Source organism: Bacillus sp. UMB0893 (genome assembly GCF_002858905.1).
Classification (GTDB): Bacteria; Bacillota; Bacilli; order Bacillales; family Bacillaceae; genus Bacillus_P.
This window is the reverse complement of record NZ_PKLB01000002.1, coordinates 1,259-2,761: the sequence shown is the minus strand read 5'-3', so window position 1 is coordinate 2,761 and position 1,503 is coordinate 1,259. Positions and strand designations below refer to the sequence as shown.

The 1,503-nt window shown below is 49.4% G+C and carries 10 tRNA genes; all 10 read right to left on the bottom strand.

Features of this window, described 5'->3' with window-relative positions:
* Nucleotides 1–245 precede the first annotated feature (245 nt).
* Nucleotides 246–321: transfer RNA gene (locus tag CYJ36_RS05620), tRNA-Asp, on the bottom strand.
* A gap of 3 nt (nucleotides 322–324) precedes the next feature.
* A tRNA-Met gene (locus CYJ36_RS05615) sits at nucleotides 325–401 on the bottom strand.
* A 365-nt stretch (nucleotides 402–766) separates the two neighbouring features.
* Nucleotides 767–859: transfer RNA gene (locus tag CYJ36_RS05610), tRNA-Ser, on the bottom strand.
* Between the two features lie 16 nt (nucleotides 860–875).
* Nucleotides 876–952: transfer RNA gene (locus CYJ36_RS05605), tRNA-Ile, on the bottom strand.
* Nucleotides 953–957: 5 nt separating this feature from the next.
* Nucleotides 958–1,034, bottom strand: a tRNA-Met gene (locus CYJ36_RS05600).
* Between the two features lie 35 nt (nucleotides 1,035–1,069).
* A tRNA-Ala gene (locus CYJ36_RS05595) sits at nucleotides 1,070–1,145 on the bottom strand.
* A 14-nt stretch (nucleotides 1,146–1,159) separates the two neighbouring features.
* Nucleotides 1,160–1,236 (bottom strand) — tRNA-Pro (locus CYJ36_RS05590).
* Between the two features lie 5 nt (nucleotides 1,237–1,241).
* Nucleotides 1,242–1,318 (bottom strand) — tRNA-Arg (locus tag CYJ36_RS05585).
* Between the two features lie 13 nt (nucleotides 1,319–1,331).
* Nucleotides 1,332–1,420: transfer RNA gene (locus CYJ36_RS05580), tRNA-Leu, on the bottom strand.
* Between the two features lie 9 nt (nucleotides 1,421–1,429).
* Nucleotides 1,430–1,501 (bottom strand) — tRNA-Gly (locus tag CYJ36_RS05575).
* Between the last annotated feature and the right edge of the window lie 2 nt (nucleotides 1,502–1,503).

Genomic DNA, 1,503 nt, shown 5'->3' with positions numbered 1-1,503 from the left:
CGAACCGCCGACACAAGGATTTTCAGTCCTTTGCTCTACCGACTGAGCTACCGAGCCAATTGAAAGTAAGTAGTACAATATTATTTAATTCTTGGTACCTTCGCCCAAATCTCAGAAAGCTTAGCCAAGACGCGGCTCAATTTGTGCGCAGATGCTTATGCTTTGGAGCTTATTCAATCGTGCTCTACCGACTGAGCTACCGATCCATTTTATATATATGTTAATTGTATTGATAAAAAAACAAATGGCGGTCCCGACCGGGATCGAACCGGCGATCTCCTGCGTGACAGGCAGGCATGTTAACCGCTACACCACGGGACCATTTGGTTGCGGGGACAGGATTTGAACCTGCGACCTTCGGGTTATGAGCCCGACGAGCTACCAGACTGCTCCACCCCGCGATAGTAATAAATTAAACTGTTTTCGATGCTCGTTGTTCGCGTTCCCCGTCCCGATTTCAGAAAGCTTAGCCAAGATGCGGCTCAATCGGTACGCTGAAGTGTTTTCGAAGAAGCTTATTCGATCGTGCTCCACCCCGCGATAGTAATAAATTAAACTGTTTTCGATGCTCGTTGTTCGCGTTCCCCGTCCCGATTTCAGAAAGCTTAGCCAAGATGCGGCTCAATCGGTACGCTGAAGTGTTTTCGAAGAAGCTTATTCGATCGTGCTCCACCCCGCGATAGTAATAAATTAAATTCTTTTCAATCCATCAAAAGTAATAAGTAATTAAGTTCTAAATATGTACTCAAAACTTTTTTAATGAAAATGGAGGAGGTAGAGGGATTCGAACCCCCGCGGGATTTGACTCCCCTGTCGGTTTTCAAGACCGATCCCTTCAGCCGGACTTGGGTATACCTCCGAAAGAAAAAGTAGAATGGTGGACCTTGTAGGACTCGAACCTACGACCGGACGGTTATGAGCCGTCTGCTCTAACCAACTGAGCTAAAGGTCCTTTTTTGGTAGCGGCGGAGGGAGTCGAACCCACGACCTCACGGGTATGAACCGTACGCTCTAGCCAGCTGAGCTACACCGCCCCAGGATCATAAAGTCAACAACTTTTTATAATAATTGGTGGAGCCTAGCGGGATCGAACCGCTGACCTCCTGCGTGCAAGGCAGGCGCTCTCCCAGCTGAGCTAAGGCCCCAATAAAAGTGTAAATGGTCGGGAAGACAGGATTCGAACCTGCGACCCCTTGGTCCCAAACCAAGTGCTCTACCAAGCTGAGCTACTTCCCGTTATATGGCGCGCCCGATAGGAGTCGAACCCATAACCTTTTGATCCGTAGTCAAACGCTCTATCCAATTGAGCTACGGGCGCAATATGAAACAAGTGGTGCCGAGGACCGGAATCGAACCGGTACGGTAGTCACCTACCGCAGGATTTTAAGTCCTGTGCGTCTGCCAGTTCCGCCACCCCGGCATTATTAAGAGCGGAAGACGGGATTCGAACCCGCGACCCCCACCTTGGCAAGGTGGTGTTCTACCACTGAACTACTTCCGCAA